This window comes from Pseudomonas sp. Leaf127 (genome assembly GCF_001423155.1).
GTDB classification, from domain to species: domain Bacteria; phylum Pseudomonadota; class Gammaproteobacteria; order Pseudomonadales; family Pseudomonadaceae; genus Aquipseudomonas; species Aquipseudomonas ovata.
Genome location: NZ_LMOA01000022.1, coordinates 230 through 21,455 on the forward strand (window position 1 = coordinate 230; position 21,226 = coordinate 21,455).

The 21,226-nt window shown below is 62.5% G+C and carries 16 protein-coding genes and 2 pseudogenes; 2 read left to right on the plus strand and 16 right to left on the minus strand.

What is annotated here, in order from left to right; translation table 11 throughout:
* Positions 1–712 precede the first annotated feature (712 nt).
* The 16 genes and pseudogenes from ASF84_RS17875 to ASF84_RS17940 all read right to left on the minus strand — a co-directional run bounded on the left by ASF84_RS17875 (position 713) and on the right by ASF84_RS17940 (position 18,933).
* Entirely contained in the window at positions 713–1,117 is a 405-nt protein-coding gene (locus ASF84_RS17875) for a TraR/DksA family transcriptional regulator (protein ID WP_056840196.1), read from the minus strand.
* Between the two features lie 259 nt (positions 1,118–1,376).
* Complete coding sequence (locus ASF84_RS30245; protein WP_421957959.1) at positions 1,377–2,240, minus strand: methyl-accepting chemotaxis protein; 864 nt, start codon at positions 2,238–2,240, stop codon at positions 1,377–1,379.
* Positions 2,232–2,999, minus strand: a pseudogene (locus tag ASF84_RS30250) (MCP four helix bundle domain-containing protein); the annotation flags it as partial. The gene ASF84_RS30245 and the pseudogene ASF84_RS30250, both read right to left, overlap by 9 nt.
* Before the next feature lie 208 nt (positions 3,000–3,207).
* On the minus strand, positions 3,208–4,233 hold the full coding sequence (locus ASF84_RS17885) for an ABC transporter permease (protein ID WP_056840198.1): 1,026 nt from the start codon (positions 4,231–4,233) through the stop codon (positions 3,208–3,210).
* Positions 4,234–4,291: 58 nt separating this feature from the next.
* A complete protein-coding gene (locus ASF84_RS17890; protein WP_056840199.1) occupies positions 4,292–5,854 on the minus strand; it encodes a sugar ABC transporter ATP-binding protein in 1,563 nt (520 codons plus the stop codon).
* 140 nt (positions 5,855–5,994) lie between these two features.
* Complete coding sequence (locus ASF84_RS17895; protein WP_056840200.1) at positions 5,995–6,924, minus strand: substrate-binding domain-containing protein; 930 nt, start codon at positions 6,922–6,924, stop codon at positions 5,995–5,997.
* Between the two features lie 84 nt (positions 6,925–7,008).
* Positions 7,009–7,173 carry a hypothetical protein gene (locus ASF84_RS29165; protein WP_156684286.1) on the minus strand — a complete coding sequence of 55 codons (165 nt, stop codon included), beginning with the start codon at positions 7,171–7,173 and terminating at the stop codon, positions 7,009–7,011.
* A gap of 271 nt (positions 7,174–7,444) precedes the next feature.
* A complete protein-coding gene (locus ASF84_RS17900) occupies positions 7,445–8,464 on the minus strand; it encodes a Gfo/Idh/MocA family protein (RefSeq protein WP_056840201.1) in 1,020 nt (339 codons plus the stop codon).
* A 40-nt stretch (positions 8,465–8,504) separates the two neighbouring features.
* A complete protein-coding gene (locus tag ASF84_RS17905) occupies positions 8,505–9,365 on the minus strand; it encodes a sugar phosphate isomerase/epimerase family protein (RefSeq protein ID WP_056840202.1) in 861 nt (286 codons plus the stop codon).
* 78 nt (positions 9,366–9,443) lie between these two features.
* Positions 9,444–10,454 carry a Gfo/Idh/MocA family oxidoreductase gene (locus tag ASF84_RS17910; protein ID WP_056840203.1) on the minus strand — a complete coding sequence of 337 codons (1,011 nt, stop codon included), beginning with the start codon at positions 10,452–10,454 and terminating at the stop codon, positions 9,444–9,446.
* A gap of 161 nt (positions 10,455–10,615) precedes the next feature.
* Positions 10,616–12,553 (minus strand): 3D-(3,5/4)-trihydroxycyclohexane-1,2-dione acylhydrolase (decyclizing), encoded by a 1,938-nt coding sequence (gene iolD / locus ASF84_RS17915; protein WP_056840204.1) that lies wholly within the window; start codon positions 12,551–12,553, stop codon positions 10,616–10,618.
* A 45-nt stretch (positions 12,554–12,598) separates the two neighbouring features.
* The gene (locus ASF84_RS17920) at positions 12,599–13,420 is read right to left on the minus strand and encodes a TIM barrel protein (RefSeq protein ID WP_056840205.1); all 822 of its coding nucleotides are present in this window, start codon (positions 13,418–13,420) and stop codon (positions 12,599–12,601) included.
* Positions 13,421–13,630: 210 nt separating this feature from the next.
* On the minus strand, positions 13,631–15,130 hold the full coding sequence (locus tag ASF84_RS17925; RefSeq protein ID WP_056840206.1) for a CoA-acylating methylmalonate-semialdehyde dehydrogenase: 1,500 nt from the start codon (positions 15,128–15,130) through the stop codon (positions 13,631–13,633).
* Between the two features lie 70 nt (positions 15,131–15,200).
* The gene (gene iolB / locus ASF84_RS17930) at positions 15,201–16,010 is read right to left on the minus strand and encodes a 5-deoxy-glucuronate isomerase (protein WP_056840207.1); all 810 of its coding nucleotides are present in this window, start codon (positions 16,008–16,010) and stop codon (positions 15,201–15,203) included.
* 36 nt (positions 16,011–16,046) lie between these two features.
* Positions 16,047–16,946 carry a myo-inosose-2 dehydratase gene (gene iolE, locus ASF84_RS17935; protein ID WP_056840208.1) on the minus strand — a complete coding sequence of 300 codons (900 nt, stop codon included), beginning with the start codon at positions 16,944–16,946 and terminating at the stop codon, positions 16,047–16,049.
* Between the two features lie 49 nt (positions 16,947–16,995).
* Positions 16,996–18,933 (minus strand): bifunctional 5-dehydro-2-deoxygluconokinase/5-dehydro-2-deoxyphosphogluconate aldolase, encoded by a 1,938-nt coding sequence (locus ASF84_RS17940; protein ID WP_056840209.1) that lies wholly within the window; start codon positions 18,931–18,933, stop codon positions 16,996–16,998.
* 285 nt (positions 18,934–19,218) lie between these two features.
* Between ASF84_RS17940 and ASF84_RS17945 the strand changes: the two genes are divergently transcribed.
* Positions 19,219–20,124 (plus strand): MurR/RpiR family transcriptional regulator, encoded by a 906-nt coding sequence (locus ASF84_RS17945; RefSeq protein WP_056840210.1) that lies wholly within the window; start codon positions 19,219–19,221, stop codon positions 20,122–20,124.
* A 263-nt stretch (positions 20,125–20,387) separates the two neighbouring features.
* Positions 20,388–21,161: pseudogene (locus tag ASF84_RS30255) on the plus strand (PAS domain-containing protein); the annotation flags it as partial.
* Positions 21,162–21,226: the final 65 nt, after the last annotated feature.

Below are 21,226 nucleotides of genomic sequence, written 5' to 3' on the forward strand. Positions count from 1 at the left end.
CCGTCCTGGCCCTTTTCCCCCCTGCGCAACGCCTCCACTCGGCCTGCACAAGTCGCGTTCTGCGTCGCCTGCACCCTCGCGCATGAAAAGCAGAGCAAAAGCTGTTGCTGTTGCTGTTGCTGTTGCTGTTGATCTTCTACGCAAATATCACAGACGACACAGATCGCGACTTGGGCGCAGGCCGAGTGGAGGTGTCGCGGAATCGGGGAGCGAGGCAGGGATGCCGAGCCAGCGCCGCTGGGCCAGGGACGTGTTTACGCCCATTTTTGTCTGTTCGCGGCTGACCGGCTGGGCCGCNAGAGATGAATCAAAAACGGCATTATTAAATCGGCTGTCACGATCTGCTTTTACCATCGACCCCTTGCCCTTTGCTTTTCACGTATTCGCCATTGATTTAAGGACGAGCTCTTCTACGCAAATATCACAGACGACACAGATCGCGACTTGGGCGCAGGCCGAGTGGAGGTGTCGCGGAATCGGGGAGCGAGGCAGGGATGCCGAGCCAGCGCCGCTGGGCCAGGGACGGCCCATCGGCGCGGCCCGATGGAGTGGCGCCGGAAGGAGGGAACCCCGCAGGGGCCCAGCCAGGAGCAAACGGTTTGGTTACTTTGCCAAGACAAAGTAACCCGGCCCGAAGAGGGCCGGAACCCCTCTCACAGACCAACCCAGCCAGCCCAGACAACCCAGCCGCCAGCTACGGCTGCGGCTGTAATCAGACCTGACGCTGGTGCCGGTCGATCTGCTCGTGGCGTTCCTGGGCTTCGATGCAGTAGCGGGTAGTGGGGCTGATCAACAGGCGCTTGAGGCCGATCGGCTCGCCACTGTCATCGCACCAGCCAAACGTATCTTCAGTGATGCGCGTCAGGGCCATTTCCAGTTGCGGCAGCATGCGCTGGTCGCGCTCGATGGAATTCACCAGCCAGTGGCGCTCCTCCTCGACAGATGCGGCATCGGCTGGGTCGGCCGGGGTATCCAGGCTCTCGATGGCAATACGGCTCTTCTCGATACGCTCGTGGATCTCGACCTTCATGGACTGCAACAGCTTGACGAAGAAAGCTTGCTGCTCGGCGTTCATGTAGTCATCGGCCGGCATGGCCAGCAACTGTTCCTTTGTCATTGAGTTCTCTAATAAAAAACGTGCATTTAGCCGGTCAGGAGAGTGTCGCGGGCAGGCTTTGTCAGCCTCAGGGCTGCAGGGCGCTGCGGCGCACTCCGTTCACGAGGGGCGGCAGTCTAAGGCCGCCTTGCAGACTCGGCAACCCACTGGGGCGCCTAATGTCGAACAATTGCGGGAAAACCCCCAAAAACCGAGGGTCTTTCCCCATCAGAACGCAGGCCTCTGACCGGATCGATGCGATCCGGTTCCCGGTCCTGTTCTATAAATGAAAGCGTCCCAGCATCTCCTGCAAGGCGCTGACCGTGCCACGCAAGGCATTGACCGAACGACCGGTCTCAGTGGACGCCTCCGAAGTACGCACCGACAGGTCGCGAATATTGACCAGGTTACGGTCGATTTCCCGCGCCACCTGGGCCTGCTCTTCGGCAGCGCTGGCGATCACCAGGTTGCGCTCGTGAATAGACACGATGGACTGGTTGATCTCTTCCAGCGCCTGCCCGGTGGCCTGTGCGCTTTGCAGGGTGTCGTCGACCTGGCGGGTACCGCCCTGCATGGCCTGCACGGCCAGTTGGGTGCCGTTCTGGATGGTGGAGACCATCTGCTCGATTTCCAGCGTCGAGGTCTGGGTGCGTCCGGCCAGCGCCCGCACTTCATCGGCGACCACCGCAAAACCGCGTCCGGCGTCGCCGGCCCGGGCCGCTTCAATGGCGGCGTTGAGCGCCAGCAGGTTGGTCTGTTCGGCAATGGCGCGGATCACATCCAGCACCTTGCCGATCTTCTGCGATTCCTCGGCCAGCTCTCCGATATTGGTCGAGGCCTGCTGCATGCCCTGCCCCAGGGTACGGATGGTCGCCAGGGTGTGCTGCACCTGCCGGTTGCCACGTTCGGCAATGCGCTGGGAGTCATCGGACACCTGCGAGGTGGACACCGCATTGCTGGCCACCTCCTCCACCGCCGCGGTCATCTCGTTGACCGCCGTGGCGGCCTGTTCGATCTCGTCATGCTGCTGGGCCGTCTCTTTCAGGCTGCGCTGGGTAATCTGGCCAACGTCGTTGCTCGACTGGCCCAGTTGCACGGCGGTCTGGTTGATCAGGCCCAAGGCTTCGCGCAGGTTGTCCTGCATGCGCGCCAGGGCCTCGATCAGTTGCGCCGGCTCATCGGTGCCCTGTGCCTGCAAGCGGTGAGTCAGGTCACCATCCGCCACCGCACGCGCAAGCTCGATGGCTTCGCGCAGCGGCCTGACGATGCTGCGGATCAGGCCCCAGGCCAATACGCAGGTCAGCACAAGGGCCAGGACCAGCACCAGGATCGACCACAGCCGCGTGCTGTCATAACGCTCGGTGGCCTGGGCCGTGGACGCTGCGCTTTGCTCGATATTGATGCGCAGCAGTTCGGAAAACAGCTCGCCGGTCTTGTTCGACGCGTCCTGGATGCCACCATTGAGCAAGCCGCGCATCTCGTCGAGGCGGTTCTGGTTGGACAGGTTGCGGTACTCGTCCAGCAGGCGCCGGTAAGTGGCCAGGGTCGTCAGCATCTCGTTGAAGGCCGACTGGGCCTGGGGCGTAACCACCTTCTGGTAACTCTGCATCGAGGTGTCCAGTTGCCCGATCAGTACCTCCAGCCGTGCCAGGGTCGGGGTCAGCACCGCCGGCTCGCGGTTGAGCATCATGCGCAGGGTGATGACCCGGATGCCCAACTGGTTATCGCGAATCTGTGCCAGTGAACGGCTGCCGGCCAGCGTAACCTCTTCGGTCTGCACCAGCGCACCGCGAATGTTCGAGGCGTTGTACATGCCAAACAGGCCGAGAAACACGACCAGGGCGGCGATAAGCCCGAAACTCAGGCACGCCCGGGTGGCGATGTTCATGTGATTGAGGCGCATGGCAGATCCTTGTGAAGCACAGAGGGAGGATGCTTCTGTATCGGGAGCTGCCGTTCAGGCTTTAACAGCCAGCGGCCTCATAGTTGCGTTTGTGGGCGAATATCGCCCCGTTTGCAAGGGCCCCGCAGGCGCGGCCGGGGCGATACGCCTTGGCCGCGAAAAGGTCATGAACGTCAGGCCTCTTCGCGGCTGAAGCCGCTCCAACGTTTCAGCGCTTGGCCTTGCGCTTGTTGCGGTACTGGTCGACCACCACGGCCACGACAATGATCACCCCCTTGATGATGTCCTGGATGTACGCATCGACCCCGACAAAGGTAAAGCCGCTGGCCATTACGCCCAGGATCAGGGCGCCGATCACCGTGCCGGTGATGCGTCCCACGCCACCGGCCAGGCTGGTGCCGCCGATCACGGCCGCCGCAATGGCGTCCAGTTCATACGACATGCCCATGCCGGCCTGCCCGGTGGCGGCACGCGCCGAGGCCACGACACCGGCCAGGCCTGCCAGCAGACCGGCGAGACTGTAGACGATGACCAGGTGCCGCTTGACGTTGATGCCCGAGGTGCGCGCCGCCTGCATGTTGCCGCCGATGGCGTAGGTGTACTTGCCGTACTTGGTGTAGCGCAGGGCGATATGGAAGATCACCGCCACCACCAGGAAGATGATCACCGGCATGGCGCCCTGGCCAATGGCCGTATAGGAATCCGACAGCATGCTGACCGGCTGGCCTTCGGTGTAATAGCGGGCCAGGCCACGGGCCGAGACCATCATCCCCAGGGTCACGATAAAAGGCGGGATGCCGGTGATCGCAATCAGGCTGCCGTTGATTGCGCCGGCCAGCAGACCAACCCCCAGCCCCGCGGCCACCGGTATCCACACCGGCAGGTCGGTCAGCGATGGAAACACCGCCCGGGAAAAATCAGAGGTCTGCGCCAGGCTGGCCGCCACCATCGCCGACAGCGCCAGCACCGAGCCTGAGGACAGGTCGATACCGGTGGTGATGATCACCTGCGTCACCGCAATGGCCAGAAGACCAATGATCGACACCTGCAGGATCATCAGCACCAGGCGCTGGGAGTTGAGCAGAAAGCTCTGGTCGCGCACGATCCAGCCGAACACCTCGAACACCAGGCCGATGCCGATCAGCACCAGAAAGATACTGAGTTCCGTGGGAATCCGGCGCTTGGCCTTGGCCGGCGCCAGGGCCGGTTTGTTTTGTGAAATCACATTGCTCATCTGCTGTTCCTCTTGTTCTTGTAAGGCCTGTTCCTGTACGGATCAGCGCCTGGATGACTCAATGAACCGAATGGCCCGACGCCAGGTGCATGACTTTTTCCTGGGTGGCCTCGCTGCGTGCCAGCGTGCCCATCAGTTCGCCTTCATGCATGACCATGACCCGGTCGCTCATGCCCAGCACTTCAGGCAGTTCGGAAGAAATCATGATCACCGCCATGCCTTCGCCGGCCAGCAACGAGATCAGGCGATAGATCTCGGCCTTGGCGCCCACGTCGATGCCGCGGGTCGGCTCGTCGAGAATCAGAATGCGCGGGTTGGTCATCAGCCAGCGGGCCAGCAAGGCTTTCTGCTGGTTGCCGCCTGAGAGCGTGTCGATGCACTGCTCCAGCGACGGGGTCTTGACCCGCAGCTTCTTGCACATGTCTTCGCACAATGCCCGCAAGGCCTTCTGCTGGATGAAACCGCCGCCGGCGTAGTTCGACAGCACCACCATTTCCATGTTTTCCATCACCGACAGGCACGGAAACAGGCCGGTGAGCTTGCGGTCTTCGGTCAGCAGGGCAAAGCCTTTGCCGATCGCCTGTTGCGGGTCGCTGATGCGCACCGGCTGGCCGTCCAGGAAAATTTCGCCACTGCTGCTTGGGCTGATGCCAAACAGAGTTTCAGCGATGTTGGTACGGCCCGAGCCCATCAGGCCCGCGATGCCGAGAATCTCGCCGGCATGCAGCTCGAACGACACGTCCTTGAAAATGCCGTCCAGGGTCAGGTTGCGCACCGACAGCATCACCTCGCCGATGGGCTTTTCGCGCTCGGGGAACAACTGGGTCAGTTCGCGGCCGACCATCATCGAAATCAGGCTGTCGCCGTCCATCTGCTCGGCCCGCTGCAGGCCGACGTAGGTGCCGTCGCGAAAGATCGCGACTTCATCGGCGATCTGGAACACCTCGCTCATCTTGTGGGTGATATAGATGATGCCTTTGCCCTGGGCCTTGAGGTCGGCAATGATCGAGAACAGGTGCTCGACCTCGCTTTCGGTGATGGCCGAGGTCGGCTCGTCCATGATCAACACGTCCGAGTCGTACGACACGGCCTTGGCAATCTCGACCATCTGCCGCTCGGCGATGCTCAGGTTGCCCACCAGCTCTTCGGGGTCCAGGCGGATGCGCAGGCGCTCAAGCAGCTCGGCGGTGCAGCGGTGCATCTTGCCGTGGTCGACCATGTGCAGCCCGTTGAGCTGCTCGCGGCCGATCCAGATGTTCTCGGCGATGCTCATGAACGGCATCAGGTTGAGTTCCTGGTGAATCATGGCAATGCCCGATTGCAACGCGGCCAGGGGGGTGGCGAATACGACAGGCCGGCCGTGCAGACGGATCTCGCCCTCGTCGGGCTGGTAGATGCCGGCAATGATCTTCATCAGGGTCGACTTGCCGGCGCCGTTCTCGCCCATCAGGGCCAGCACGCTGCCGGGACGGACCCGCAGCTGCACATCATCGAGTGCCACGACACCCGGGAAGCGCTTGCTGATGTGGGCGATTTCCAGCAGGTATTCGCTCGAATCGGCGCTGAAGGCCGGCTGGCTGTCGCGCAAAGCATGACGGGCAGCGGTAGCGGAATCAGACATGATGACAAGCTCCTTATGCAACAGTCTGCGGGGGGGACTCAAGGGCACCTCTGGAAACGGACTGCGTGCAGCCCGGCCAACGCTCCAGAGGCGCCTTCCAGGCCAGAATCCCCCCGGCCTGTACGTTGTCGTTTTGGGTTTTATTTGAACGTATCGACGTTTTCGGCGGTGATCAGACGATACGGGATCACCATCATCTGCGTATCGATTTTCTCTTTCTTGACCATCTTCACGGCGGTCTCGATCGAGCCGTTGGCCTGACCCTTGGCGTCCTGGAACACCGACACGGTGAGCATCCCGGTCTTCACGGCGCGCAGGCCGTCCTGGGCACCATCGACACCTGCAATCACTACATCACCGGGCTTCTTGCCGGCCTGCTTGAGGGCCATGGCCGCACCGATGGCCATCTCGTCGTTATTGGAGACCACGGCATTGAATTCGCGGCCCTGGGTCAGCCAGTCGTTGGTGATGTCCATGCCGCGCTGGCGCTGCCAGATACCGGTCTGCTCCTGGTCGATCTTGATGTCCGGGTACTTGGCCAGGATCTCCTTGACCCCGTCGGTGCGGTTGCGGGTGGCGTTGTTGGCCAGGTCGCCCAGCAAGACCACGATCTTGCCCTTGCCGCCAAGCTTGTCGGCCACGTATTGCATCTGCAGGCGGCCAGCCTCTTTCTCGTCAGAGATGACGGTGGCTACGCCTTCGGGCAGCTTCGGATCATCGGGGCTGCGGTTGACGTACACCAGGGGAATGCCGGCGGCGAGCGCGGCCTTGGTGATGGCGGCCGTGGCGGCGGTGTCCACCGGGTTGACGATCAAGGCGTCGACCTTCTTGCCGATCAGGTCATGCACCTGGTCGAGCTGCTTGTTGACGTCGGTGCGTGCATCGACAAACTGCAGCTTCACCCCGTCGGGCATGCTCTTGGCCTTGGCTGCCATGTCCTCGCGCAGGTAGGTCAGCCAGATGTCATCGAACTGCGGCATGAGCACGCCGATATTGATGTCGGCCAGCGCCGTGCCGCTGCCGAGCATCAGGGTCAGGGCCAGGGAGGTGAACGTGGTCTTGATCTTCATGAAGGTCTGTCTCCGGATTCTTGTTGTTGTGTGCAGCGGGCACGCCAGAGGCATGGCGAGGCCGCCGGGCATGGGCAGGAACAATCAGCGTGGGATACGAATGCCGGCGGCGCCCGGCATGCTGAACAGCAGCCAGTTCTTGTGCTCGACGCACATGCCGCGACCGATCAGGGTCAGCAGGCGATCGGCAAGGGTGCTGCACAGTGACAAGGCAGTGGCGGTGACGCGAGTGGCCCGGGAGCCAGGCATGGAGGCTTTCATTGACGGTACCTATCTGAGTTTTGTTTTTGTTGGCTTTACCCTGGCGCTGTAGGAACAAACCTACAGCGAAGGTGATTCGATAGTCGGCAACCTGAAAACGACTTTATTGGAAATTTTTTTCCAATTCAACACATTTTAGAATTTTATTCCGTTTAATTTTCTGTTTCTTGACCGACGCAAAAAGGCCCGCTTCTCCCGGGGAGAAACGGGCCTTGCCTATGATTGAACGACCCATGAACGTCGCGATTCAGTCCGCCGCTCAGAGCGTCACGACACACCCCTTGCTGGCACTCTGCCGCGCCGCATCCAGCACCCTGGTGGTGTTCAAGGCCTCAAGCGGATCGACCGGATTGGCCGCACCGGTGTCAACTGCCATTTGCAACTGCTGGTAATAACGCAGCCAGCAACCACGCTCCGAAGGCACCCGTTCGCGGTGCTCGCCATGCTCGAACCAACCCCAGCGCCGGTGCTCTTCAACCCCCCAGTTGTCACCGATACTGAGCGGTGTGTGACCAGCCAGCGCCTGTTCTTCCTGAACGTCCAGCCCATCGACCGTGTAACAGCCGTTGCTGCCACTGATCCGGAACCTGGGCCTTGGGCAGTTCTGCAGGCAACTGCCGGACAGGTGCGACACCACCCCGCTGGCATGGGTCAGGGCGACAAAGAAGCTGTGATCGACCTCGTGGTGCGGCGTGGCGTATTGCAGCTCGGCATACACCTGCTGCACCGGCCCGAACAGCAGCTGCGCCTGGTCCACCAGATGGCTGCCAAGGTCGCGCAGCACCCCACCGCCGCTCAGCTTGCCCACCGAGGTCGGCGAATAGCGCTCCACACTGGACTCGAAACGCGCGACCCGGCCCAGGGCGCCGCTGTCAATCAGCTTGCGCACCGTCAGAAAATCCGAATCCCAGCGTCGGTTCTGGTAGACGCTGAGCAACACACCACGCTGCCGGGCGGCTTCGATCAGCTCGCGGGCCTGATCTTGATCCTGAGCAAAGGGCTTGTCGCTGACCACTGAAACGCCCAGCTCGATGGCTTCCAGAATCTGCCCATGCCGGGCCGCCAGCGGTGTGGAAATCGCCACGACATCGACCCCGGCGGCCACCAGTTCGCTCAGGCTGGCAAAAGCCTGCACCTGCGGGTAGTCACAGGCCAGTGCCTGGCGACGCTCCGGTGAACGGGTCACGACCCCGACAAAGGTCGCGTCGGTCAGACTGGCAATCAACGGCGCATGAAAGAAACGCCCTCCTTTTCCATAACCCACCAATCCGATGCGCATGGTGTTCTCCTTTGAGTCGATGGCGCGGGTCCATGATGGGTTATCTGAGCAGTTCGCGGCTCACCCGTTCCAGCATGAAGCGGCTGGACTCGTCGGCGCGCTCTTCCCAGGCGAACACCGCCACGGTGGCGATACCATCGAACTTGATGTCGCGCAGGGTCGAGAAGAACACCTCCCAGTTGACGTCACCCTGGCCGATGTCCAGATGCTGGTGCACGGTGGCGGTCACGCCTGGCGGGTTGACGATGTAGCGCAGGTTCGACGAGGCACGGTGATTGAAGGTGTCGGCGATGATCAGATGGGTCAGCTTGTCGCCGGCGTACTTGAGCATCGAGGCAATATCGCCCACGCCGTCGTCATAAAAGAAGGTGTGCGGTGCCGCGTACAGGTAATTGAGCCAATCACAGTCCAGGCCGCGAATGATGTCCACCGACTCGTTGTTGCGCTCGCAGAAATCATACGGGTGGGCCTGGATGTCGAGCTTGATGCCTTCGCGCTCGAAGTGCGGAATCAGCTCGTCCATCGACTTCATGAACTGGTTTTCACACACCAGGGCGTTGTCCGACTGGCCGCTGAATTCGGTGTTGATCAGGTCGCAGTCCATCTCCACGGCGACCTGGATGGCACGTTTCCAGTTGCGCACGGCAGCGATGCGCAGGTCTTCGTCGGGCGCGGCCCAGTGGTACAGCGGCAGCAACGACGACAGCTTGACCCCGGCATCGCTCAGGGCCTTGCGAAACTCCTTGATGCGCGCCCGGTCGACGCGCGGGTATTTATAGAACGGCATGAAATCTTCGCGCGGCGAAAGCTCGATGTACTCGTAGCCCAGCTCGGCGGTCTTGTCGACCATCTTGCCCAGGGGCAGATGGCGGTACATGTAGGGGTCAAGCGCAATTCGCATGGTGGTTTCCTTTTATAGTTGTCAGCCACGCAGGTCACAGTCGCGCCCTTGAGGCGCGACCTTCAGGCAAGCCGGTTATCAATCATAGAAAGCCGGGCGTGCGCCCAGGGCGACCTTCTCGATGGCGCCGCTCTGCTGCGCCGCCACACACACATCAGCCGTCACCGCAGCCGCATAGCCGTCCCAGGCCGACGGACCGCCGACCTTGCCGGCCGCGACGCCGTCGATAAAGGCTTGCAGCTCGACATCGTAGGCACCAATGAAGCGGTCCTTCCAGTCGGTAAGGATGGCATTGGACAGTTTGGCTTCGCTGCGCAGCTGCACCTGCGAAGGCTCCGGCAGGCGGGCAATGCCGCTCTCGCCCACCACTTCGCACTGGATGTCGTAGCCGTACTGGCAATTGACGAAGATCTCGACGTCGATACGCGTGCCACGGGCGGTCTCGAACAGGACGATCTGCGGGTCCTTGAGGTGAGCAAAGGCCTTGCCGGTCTTGCGCGGGAACACCACCTGCACCGACACGTAATCGTCATTGAGCAGCCAGCGCAGCACGTCGATCTCATGGATCAGTGTGTCGGTGATGGCCATGTCGGTCTTGTAGTTCTCGCCCACGGTCGGGTTGCGGTGGGCACAGTGCAGCATCAGCGGCTCGCCGATGGTGCCGGCGTCGATCACCGATTTGAGCGCACGGTAGCCTTCGTCATAGGAGCGCATGAAGCCCACCTGCACCAGGCGCCGGCCAAAAGCGATCTCGGCATCGACAATGCGCCGGCACCCCTCGGCCGTCACCGCCAGGGGTTTTTCGCAGAACACCGGCTTGCCGGCGGCAATCGCGGCCAGTACATATTCTTCGTGGGTCGGGCCCCAGGAGGTGACCAGGATCGCCTCCACCTCCGGCGCCTGGATCAGCGCGTGGCCGTCGGGATACACCTCGGCGGTCAGGCCAAGGTCACTGACCACCTGCGCAGCCTGTTGCAGATTGATATCAGTCACGGCCACCACCGTACTGCCCAGCAGGGTCTTGCTGCAGCGACGGATATGATCGCGGCCGATTGCACCGGTACCGATAACACCTAATTTCAACGCCATCTCAATGCTCCTTGAATGTGGGGGATTGCCGCTTGCACGCCGTTGAAACCGCAGGATCGGCCAGGCGGTGATCCGCTTTGTCCGGGTATAAAGGCACACCATGATTTCGTGGCGCGCCATTCGCGGCTCAAGCCGCTCCTACGGGTTCTGAGCGTGCGGCCTCAGTACTGGCGGGCCTTGGCCAGTTGTTTGTTGAGCTGTTCATGCACCTGCGCGGTGGTGCCGACGGTGGACACTTCGGCCACCCCGACGCGCCACCACGACAGGTACTTGTGGATCATGGTCTTGGGCAGCACCTTGATGTCGATCAGGGTCGCCACGCTTTGCCGGCGTGCATCGGCCAGCGCCTCGTGCAGTTGCTCGAGAGTGCTGACCTTGTAGGTCTTGCAGCCGTAGGCCGCCGCGCTCATGGCGAAATCCACCGGCACGAAGCCGCCGTCCAGACGCCCGGTTTCCGGGTTGCGATAGCGGAACTCGGTGCCGAAGCTGTTCATCCCGTGTTCCATCTGCAGGTTGTTGATGCAGCCGAAGGTCATGTTGTCGAGCAGGATGATGTTGATCTTGCGCCGCTCCTGAATGGCCGTGACCAGTTCGGAGTGCAGCATCAGGTACGAACCGTCACCGACCAGCGCATAGACCTCGCGCTCCGGTGCTGCCAGCTTGACTCCCAGCGCGGCATTGACCTCGTAGCCCATGCACGAATAGCCATACTCGACGTGGTAGGTGTCCACCCCGGTGCTGCGCCAGGCCCGCTGCAGGTCACCGGGCAGGCTGCCGGCGGCGGCGACAATCACCGCGTCCGTCGGCAGGCTCTCGTTGAGCACGCCCAGCACACGGCTCTGGGTCAGGCACGAACCGGTCAGCTCGATAAATTCGCGTAACACCGCAGGGTCGAGGTGGTCATTGATTTCCGGCACAAAGTCAGCGGCCTGGTAGTCGACGGCATAGACCCGGTCGACCTCGGCATCCAGCTCGGCCCGGGCCCGGGCCGGGTGTTCGCCCCAGGCGCTGGACCAGTCGCTGCCCTCAAGCGCGGACAGCAACGCCTCCAGCGCTTCCCTGGCATCGGCCAGAACCTGCACGCCGTCGAGTTTCTGTACATCGAAGGCGCCGACATTGAGGTTGAGAAACTGCACGTCGGGGTGCTGGAACAGCCATTTCGACGAGGTGGTGAAATCGCTGTAGCGGGTGCCGATACCAATGATCAGGTCGGCTTCCTTGGCCAGCTGGTTGGCCGCCAGGGTGCCGGTTTCACCCAGCCCGCCCATGTTCAGTGGATGCGCCGAGACCACCGCGCTCTTGCCGGCCTGGGTTTCGGCAAATGGAAGGCCGAAGCGCTCGGCCAGCGCCAGCAGCGCCTGGGCAGCGCCCGAGTAGCGCACTCCGCCGCCACAGACCAGCAACGGCTTGCGCTTGGCCTTGAACAGGGCCACGGCGTCGTCGAGCATGGCGCGGGTCGGCGGACGCCGGTCAATACGGTGCACACGGCGTTGCAGGAAGCTGTCGGGGTAATCGTAGGCTTCGGCCTGTACGTCCTGCGGCAGCGCCAGGGTCACCGCGCCGGTTTCGGCCGGGTCGGTCAGCACGCGCATGGCACTCAGCGCGGCGCTCATCAGTTGTTCGGGACGGTTGATACGGTCCCAGTATTTGCTCACGGCCTTGAACGCATCGTTGGTGCTGATGCTCAGGTCGTGGAACTGTTCGATCTGCTGCAACACCGGGTCCGGCTGGCGGCTGGCATAGACGTCGCCAGGCAACAGCAGCAACGGGATGCGGTTGGCCGAGGCGGTGGCTGCGGCGGTCAGCATGTTGGCCGCGCCCGGGCCGACCGAGGACGAGCAGGCGTAGATCTTGCGCCGCAGGTGCTGCTTGGCAAAGCCGATGGCGGCGTGGCACATGCCCTGCTCGTTGCGGCCCTGGTGCACCACCAGGTCGCCGCTGTCCTGCTCCAGCGCCTGGCCGATGCCCAGCACGTTACCGTGGCCGAAAATGGTGAAGATGCCTTCGACGAACTTGGTCTGTACGCCGTCGACTTCAACGTACTGGTTGTCCAGGAACCTGACCAGGGCCTGGGCCATGGTCAATCGTGTAGTAGTCATGCTCGCCCCTTGTGGTGGTGAGAAAACGGCCCGGTCGCCGGCCGGCTAGCCGAACGATTTCTGCAGATGGTCCATGCTGCTGACCAGCGCCTGCTGAATGTCGTCCAGGGCGTGTACGCTCTCGGCGAAGGGTTCGAACGACAGGTAGCCGGTGTAGCCGCTGGCCAACAGGCGCTCGATCTGTGGCGCATTGCCGAGAATGTCACCCTCGCCCACCAGTACCCGGTGACCGTCGCGAATGGTGTTGAGCGGCGCCTCGGCGTCCTCGACCCCGGAGATGTGCACCAGCCCGGTCAGCTCGGGAAACATTTCCACTTCACCGGCCAGGTGATGGTGGAAGGTGTCGTGCACCAGGCGGAAAACGTCCAGCCCGCCGACGGCCTTGATGGCCTCGACCGCCTGGCGCTTGAGGCGCAGCGAGCACTCTTCGAAGCCCAGCGGCTCGACGAAACCCAACAGGCCGTGCTCGCGCAGGATCGGGCCCAGGTGGGTCAGTGCGGTGCGCAGGCCGGCGGCGCGCTGCGCGGCATTGCGGGTGTCGCCGCGATCATTCAACGGGCACATCACCAGGCCTTCGGCGCCGCAGTCACGGGCATAACGGGCCAGGCGGGTGGCCTGCTCACGGCGTTCTTCGTTCCAGACATCAAAGGGATACAGGGCGTTGATCGACAGCACGCGAATGCCTTTGGCCTCGCACAGTTCACGCACCGTCTGCGGCGCGGTGCCATCCTCGATTTCAATGCCCTTGAGGTCGTTGCGAATCTCGATGGCATCGGCCCCCAGCTTGACCGCCAGTTCGATGAACTCAGGCAGCGGCAGGCGCGGGGCAACCATACGGTTAAGGGCAAAACGCAGGGGTTGACTCATTATTGTTCTCCGCAACGCATTGAATGATTGAATGTGGCTGTATGGGGGTGCATGAGCCGCCACCGTTCGGGCACAACCTATAACGTGCAGACACACCGCAGGAGCGACCAACGGTCGCGAATGCTGTATCTCAGGCAATCAACAGCCTGCCTGTTCCGCCCTTTCGCGACCGTTGGTCGCTCCTACACATGGTTTTTTTGCACAAAAGGGTTATTTGGCCGTAGGCATACTGAATTCAGCGCCCTTGGCGATGCTGTCCGGCCAGCGCTGCATGACGCTCTTGTAGCGGCTGTAGAAGCGCAGGCCTTCTTCGCCATAGGCGTGGTGATCACCGAACAGTGAGCGCTTCCAGCCGCCGAACGAGTGCCAGGCCATCGGCACCGGGATCGGCACGTTGATGCCGACCATGCCGACCTTGATCGAGCGGGCAAAGGCGCGGGCCACGCCCCCGTCGCTGGTGAAGCACGACACGCCGTTACCGAACTCATGGGCATTGATCAGCGCCACGGCACTGGCAAAGTCCGGTACATGCACCAGGCCCAGCACCGGGCCGAAGATTTCTTCCTTGTAGATCTGCATGTCGGTGGTGACATGATCGAACAGCGTGGCGCCCACGAAGAAGCCGTTCTCGGCGCCGGGCACCTTGAAGTGACGGCCATCGACAATCAGTTTTGCCCCTTCCTTGACGCCCTGGTCGATATAGCCTTCGACCTTGGCCTTGTGCACGGCCGTGACCAGCGGGCCCATGTCGCTGTCGGGCTGCATGCCGTTGCCGACCTTGAGCTGGTCGATGCGCGGCAGCAGCTTGTCGATCAGTTTCTGCCCGGTGTCACCGACCACCACAGCAATCGAGATGGCCATGCAGCGCTCGCCGGCCGAGCCGTAGGCGGCGCCGATCAAGGCATCGGCGGCCTGGTCGAGGTCGGCATCGGGCATCACGATCATGTGGTTCTTGGCGCCACCCAGGGCCTGCACACGCTTGCCGCGGGCGGTGCCTTCGCGGTGGATGTACTCGGCGATCGGCGTGGAGCCGACGAACGATACCGCTTCGATGTCCGGGTGCTGCAACAGGGTGTCGACCGCCAGCTTGTCGCCCTGCACCACGTTGAACACACCATCGGGCAGACCGGCTTGCTTGAGCAGGCGCGCCATCAGCAGGCTGGCCGACGGATCGCGCTCGGACGGCTTGAGGATGAAGCAGTTACCGGTGACCAGGGCCATCGGGATCATCCACAAAGGCACCATGACCGGGAAGTTGAACGGGGTGATGCCGGCGCACACGCCCAGGGGCTGGCGCAGGTTCCAGTTGTCGATGCCGCCACCGATGTTGTCGGAAAACTCGCTCTTGAGCAGGTTCGGCGCGCCGCAGGCGAATTCGACGATCTCGATGCCGCGCACCACCTCGCCCTTGGCGTCGGAAAACACCTTGCCGTGTTCGCGGCAGATGATTTCGGCCAGTTCGTCATGATGACGGTCCAGCAGTTCCTTGAACTTGAACATCACTCGCGCCCGGCGCAACGACGACTGCTCCGACCAGGCCGGGAACGCCGCGCGGGCAGCGGCAACGGCCTGCTCGACGGTCTGGGCGCTGGCCAGTGCCACACGCGCCTGGACATCGCCAGTGGCGGGGTTGAAGACATCGCTGTAGCGCTCGGCGGCGTCGTTCAGCTCGCCGTTGATGTAATGGCCGATGACCGGTGAATCACTCATGACACTGACTCCGTATTCTTGTTGGACGATTGTGGGTGGTCTGCAACACCCTGCGGGCTGGCGATACGGTTCACAGGTCCATCAACCAGCTGTGTTGCGGGTCGTTGTGAAATTGCCAGGCGCGCTTGGGGCCGGCCATCACGTTGAGGTAGTACGATTCGTAGCCATAAGGCACGCTGACCGGGTGATAGCCCCTGGGCACGGTCACCAGGTCGTTGTTTTCCACGGCCATGGCCTGGTCGATGCTGCGGTCGTCGGTGTAGACGCGCTGGAACACGAAGCCCTGCGGCGGGTTGACCTGGTGGTAGTAGGTCTCCTCCAGAAAGCTCTCATGCGGCAGGTTGTCCTGGTCATGCTTGTGCGGCGGATAGCTGGACGAATGCCCGGACGGCGTGCGCACCTCGACCACCAGCAGCGAGTGGGCCACCTCGGTGTCCGGCAGGATGTCGCACACATAACGGGTGTTGGCGCCCTTGCCGCGTACACTGCGCTTCATGCTTTCGGGCCGGATCAAGCGTGCCGGCAAACCCTGGGCACGGTCGCCAGGGGCCGCGCACACGGCCACATGGGCAGGTCCGCGAGCCGTGAACAGCGCCTGGCTGTCGGCCGGCAGGTAGATGGCAAAGGGTGACTGCTCTTCGAACACCGACTGGCGACCACCGATGTTGTCCCAATCAAAGGCCCCCTGCCCCGGTGCCTCGCCGCTGACACTGACGTGCCCGGCCAGCAGCACCACGCACAGCTCCTTGTCGCCAGCGGCCAGCGGCAGTTGTTCGCCCCCCTCCAGGCGGTAGGCGGCAAAGCCCACGTAGTCCAGAACGCCCTCTTGCAGCGCGACAATGTCACGGCCCTGGGGTTTGCTCTTGGTCAACAGATTCATGGTCCAGCCCTCCTTTCTCAGGCAACGCTATGGTTGTTATCGAACGTCGGCCAGCAATTGGCGCAACGTGTCGTAGCCCTTCTTGGCGTACGCATAGCTGGGCGCAACGGCCGGGTCCTGCTCGGCCTCGACCACCAGCCAGCCGTGGTAACCGGCCTGGCGCAAGACGTTCAGCAGGGCTGCAAAGTCGATGTCGCCGTCGCCCGGCACGGTGAAGGTGCCGTTGATGATGCAGTCCGGGAAGCTCCACAGGTTATTGCGCGCCAGTTGCACCACGGCCTTGCGCACATCCTTGAAGTGCACATGGCAGACCCGCCCGATGTGCTTGCTCAGCACCGCCAGTGGGTCGCCACCGCCCATGTAGCAGTGGCCTGAATCGAACAGTAGCCCGACTTCATTGCCGGTCAGGGCCATCAGTTGATCGATGTCGGCCGGCGACTCGACGTAGGCGCCCATGTGGTGGTGATAGGCCAGGCGCACGCCGCGTGACAGGGTGAAACGCGCAAGCTCTGTGAGTTTGTCGGCGTACTCGCGCCAGGCCGCCTCGGTATGAAAGCGCGGACGCTCGACCAGCGGGATGCGCAGGCCCTGGATCGAATCGGCGACCTCACCGTAGACCATCACCGTGGCGCCGTTCTGCGCCAGGATGTCCAGGTGCGGACCGATGGCTTCGATTTCCTCGGCCACCGAGCGCCGTGCCAGCTGGCTGGAGTACCAGCCCGAGACCAGCGCCAGGCCATAGGGGCGCAAGACATCGCCTACGCCCTTGGCGTCTCTGGGAAACTTGCCGTTGAGTTCAAAGCCTTCGTAGCCGATCTGCTGGCCCTCGCTTAACGCCGTGGCCAGCGGCGTCTCGCCGCCCAGCGCCGGCAGATCGTCGTTGCTCCAGGAAATCGGGTTGATGCCAATGCGAATAGAGGTGTCGGAAACAGACATGGCTGTACCTTTTTGTTGTTATCGCTGAATCATTCGTTAAGGGTGTGCTTCAGGCGCGGCTGGTGCGCCAGGACTCGATCAGGCCGCTGAAGATGTCCTGCACCCGGGCAATCAGGCCTTCATCGTCGATCTCGCCGTTGAGCCAGGCGCGGCTGGGCTCGCGAAAGATCGTGCGACCCACGGCAAAGCCGCGGCAGGTCTGACTGTCACGTGCCTGGGCAAAGCCTTCGGCCAGCGCCTGCACCGGTGCATTCAGGCCCAGCAGCACCACGCCACGGCAGTACGGGTCGCGTTCCTGGATCAGTTCATCGAGCTGGCGCCAGACGTCGGCGTCCTGCGCCTCGATCTTCCACCAGGCCGGGTAGATGCCCAGGTTATAGAGGCGCTTCAAGGCGCGGTACATGACATCGGGATGGGTGGACGGATGATCCTTGGGCGGGATGATTTCCAGCAGCAGTTCGTGGCCGCTGGCTTTGGACGCCTCGTACAAGCCCTTGATCTGCGCTTCCTGCTCCAGGCGCAGCAGTGGCTCGTCATCGGGGTGGTATTGCACCAGGCACTTGATGATCTGCTCGGCCGGCCAGTTGATCAGGTTGCTGCCGATCGAACGGCCATGCTCGAAGGCCAGCGGCCGCGAGCCTTGCACTTCCACGGGACGGGCCACCCACCAGCCACGCCCGGTGGCGGCATTGAGCGAGTCCTGGCCGAAACGCTGGTCGGCCAGCAGCCCGACATCAGCCTCGATGCCACGCCGGGCCAGGTCGGCTTCGACCCGGGCCACGGCCTGAATGAACAGTTGCTTGAGGTAAGGAATGCTGCTCAGTTCGCGGCCGGCCTGCTGCGCCAGCTCGACCAGTTGCCCGCGGTGGTCGAAGGCAAAGATGAACAGTTGCTTCCATTGCTTGCGCGGCACACTGACCTGATGCAGACGTTGCAAGGCCACGTCCTGGTCGGGCCGGGTAATCGGCACCGGGCTGTTGAACAGGTAATCGAGTTCGGCCGGGGTCGGCATCGCCGGGGCGCAGGCATGGCGCGACACCACCAGGCCGCCGCAGGCATTGGCCAGCTGGCAGCAGCGTTCATCATCGGCGTCCTTGAGCCAGCCACTGAGAAAGCCGGACATGAAGGCATCGCCGGCGCCCAGCACATTGAGCACCTCGACCCGAACGCCTGGATAGATCGCGCCGTCTTCCAGGCGCGCCGGAATGGCGCCGTGAATGACCGTGCAGCCTTGCGGACCAAGCTTGACCACCAGGGTCGCGGCGCTCAGTTCGCGCACCTTGCGCAAGGCCGTGAGCAAGTCGGTGCTGCCACCGGCAATCAGAAACTCTTCTTCGGTGCCGACGATCAGGTCGAAGCGCGGCAGGATGCGCTGTACATGCTGGCTGACCTTCTGGTCGGCCACAAAACGCGTCTCGCCATCAGCCTTGCCGGCCAGGCCCCACAGCACCGGACGGTAATCGATGTCCAGCACCCGCCGTACGTTGTGCTTTTCGGCATAGTCGAGCGCCTGGTTGCTGGCGCGGAACACCTGCTCGGTGGAGAAGTGCGTGCCGGTGATCAGCAGCGCCTTGCTGGAGGCGACCAGTTGCTCGTCGATGTCTTCGGCGCGCAGCGCCATGTCGGCGCAGTTCTCGCGGTAGAACACCAGCGGAAAGGTCTCGCGGTCTTTCAGGCCCAGCAGCACCATGGCGGTGAGGCGCTCGGGGTCGCAGCGGATACCGCTGACATCGCAGCCTTCGCGAGCCAGCGACTCGACCAGAAAGCGGCCCATGTGATCGTCGCCCACCCGGCTGAGCATGGCTGACTTCAGGCCCAGCCGGGCTGTGCCGAAGGCGATGTTGGCGGACGAGCCGCCCAGGTATTTGGCAAAGCTGGACACATCTTCAAGGCGTGCGCCGACCTGCTGCGCATAGAGATCGACGCCCAGGCGTCCGAGGCATATCAGATCCAACTGACGCCCAGTGGCAAAGCGAGTCTGGCCCATGGTGGCTCCTGTTATTTTTATCAGCCTGCATCACGCACAACTGCCGCGCGAAATGTTCTTGGTGTGGGCAGACTAGAACGTCTCGCCCCACCAATCAATATTTATTCTATAATTTTTTCTATTGGAAAATTTATTCCACAACCAGCCAGGCGCCCCGCTGCCCGTCGAGGTGGGTTAAAGTGGCCAGGGGCTTTGCCTGCCCACCGTGGTTGCCTGGGCCGTGATCGATCGGGTTTGCCTGACGAAACGCGCGCCATAGAAGAACAAGCAAGAAGGATTGAAGTCATGTCCAGCATCGAGCCGCCGTCCCAGCCAGACACCGTCGCTGCCGTTCCGATCAGCGCCGACGACCTGTTGCGCATGATCACCGAGCAGTACGAAGAATTGCCGCGCCAGCTCAAGCGCATTGCCAGCTACATGAGCCAGCAGAGCGGGCGGATCATGGTCGATCGCATCAGCGATATCGCCCGCGAGTGCGAGGTTCACCCTTCGGCCATCGTGCGGTTTTCGCAGCGCTTCGGTTTCAGTGGCTTCAGCGAAATGCAGGCACTGTTTCGCGATGCCTACACGCACAAGACCACGCCGGTGCAGAACTACCAGCAACGCATCCGCAGCATGATCGCCGACAAGGCGCACAAGGCCGGGGCCGGTGACCTGGCACGCGAATGTGTGAATGCAACCTTGTCTGGCCTGGAGCGCCTGAGCGACGACCTGGATGACGAAGCCTTCGAGAAAGCCGTCGACCTGGTGGTCAACGCTGAAAACATCTATGTGGTGGGGGTGCGCCGCTCGTTCGCCGTGGCGGATTATCTGGTCTACAACCTGCAGCACACCAACAAGCGCATCCATTTGATTTCCGGGCTGGGCGGCGGCTATCGCGAGCAGATGCGCAGCATCCGTTCCACCGACCTGCTGATCGCCATCAGCTTTACCCCGTACGGCAAGGAAACCCAGCACTGCCTGCGCATCGCCCAGCACAACCAGGCCAAGACCCTGATCATTACCGACAGCAACCTGTCGCCGCTGGCCAAGCGGGCCAATTCGGTGTTGCTGGTCAATGAAGGCAGCTCGTTCGCCTTCCGCTCGTTGAGTGCCACCTTGTGCCTGTGCCAGGCGCTTTTTATCGCCGTGGCGTACCGGCTGGAATTGAAGGTCGACGAGATTCACGAGCAGGTGGATCTGGAGGATTGAATGTCCGCGTCAGGCAGCAAGTGCCACTATTGCCCGAGGCCGCGTCGAACGCGGCCTTGGGCTTTCTGTACCGGGCCTTTCCCTTCTGTCGGCGGCTGACAAATGGGTTGTACAAAAATCAGGAATGCCATCTATAGTGCCATCACTGCACAGGACAGCATGTGTGCCTGCTCCCAGCCCCACCGGGCGCCCCAGGATCCGGGCCAGGTACATAGAAGACATGGACCGAAACCGTGTGCCATCTCTTTGCGAGTCATACCATGATGCTATTCAATTCCAATAAGAAAGTCCTCGCCGCCCTCCAGCAGACCATCGACCAGCAAGCGTGCCTGCTGGAAGCCATCAATCGCTCGATGGCCAGCGTCGAGTTCGACCTCAATGGCAACGTCCTGCACGCCAACGAAAACTTTCTCAAAGTCATGGGCTATCGCCTGGAAGACATCCTGGGCAAGCACCACCGGATCTTCTGCACCGCCGACGATGTACGCAGCCCCGAGTACGACAAGCTCTGGACCCGCCTGCGCGCCGGCGATTTCGTCAGCCAGACGTTTCACCGGGTCGGGCGCGAAGGCCGTACCGTCTGGCTCGAGGCCAGCTACAACCCGGTGCGCGACAGCACCGGCAAGGTGTTGAAGGTCGTGAAGTACGCCACCGATGTCACCGCCCGCATAGAGGAGGCCAATGAAGCGCGCAACAAGCTGCACGCCATTGACCGCGCGATGGCGATCGTCGAGTTCGACCTTGAGGGCCGCATTCTCAAGGTTAACGCCAACCTGAGCCAGACCATGGGCTACAGCGAGGCCGAACTGATCGGCAAGAATCACAGCATGCTGTGCCCGAGCGAGGTGGCCAACAGCAGCGAATACGCCGACTTCTGGCGGCGCCTGAACAAAGGCGAATTCTTCAGCGGGCAGTTCAAACGTGTAGGCCGCCATGGCCAGGTCCGCTGGATGGAGGCCACCTACAATCCGGTGTACGACGCTGATGGCAAACTGCATCGTATCGTCAAGTTTGCCTCCGACATCACTCCGCGGGTCGAGGAGCACGAACGCGATGCCAGCAGCGCCGCCCAGGCCTACCACATCTCGGTAGAGACCCGGAA